Annotated in this window: 1 protein-coding gene; it reads left to right on the forward strand. The window is 31.8% G+C overall.

Features of this window, described 5'->3' with window-relative positions; genetic code table 11:
• Positions 1 to 520: WaaS/CpsH family glycosyltransferase (locus LG30_RS22365; RefSeq protein WP_202963144.1), on the forward strand; the 520-nt coding region annotated here is incomplete at its 5' end.
• Between the last annotated feature and the right edge of the window lie 141 nt (positions 521 to 661).

The following is a 661-nucleotide window of genomic DNA, read 5'->3' on the forward strand; positions in this document are numbered from 1 at the left end:
ATATAAAGATTACCCTTATCAGTTTGCATTTATCGGAACTGCTCATAGTGGTAGATACAAGCTAGTAACAACCATTGCTGATAGTCTGGGGATGAAAAAAATAAGCAATTATTTATTTTACTATTCTCCTAGTAGGTTATTGTTTCTTCTAAAGAAATTATTTACTAATGAGCTAAGCGGAATTTCTCTTAAAGACATATCTTTTAAATCCATGACATCAGAAGAAATCATCTCTGTATTGGCTGACACAAAAGTTGTGATTGATATAGAACATCCCAATCAAAATGGATTAACTATGCGAACCATTGAAATGGTAGGGATGCAAAAAAAATTAATTACTACTAACAGAAATGTTATGGAATATGATTTCTATAACCCGAACAATATACTCGTAGTTGATAGAGAAAACCCCCATATAGATATTCATTTTATACATTCTGAATATCATCATATTAACGATGCAATTCGTGATAAATATAGCCTGTCGTCATGGTTGATTAATTTGCTATCATTAAAATAAGATAATTAGCTTCTTGTAGGTAGGGGGGGGTATGATTTTTTTAACTGGGGCTACTGGATTTGTTGGAAGGGCTGTTCTAAAAAATTTAATTAAAAATACGAGGTTTTCTGTTCGAACTTTTGGACGTTCCTTACCATTTTC

The sequence above is a fragment of the Aeromonas aquatica genome (genome assembly GCF_000764655.1).
GTDB classification, from domain to species: Bacteria; Pseudomonadota; Gammaproteobacteria; order Enterobacterales; family Aeromonadaceae; genus Aeromonas; species Aeromonas aquatica.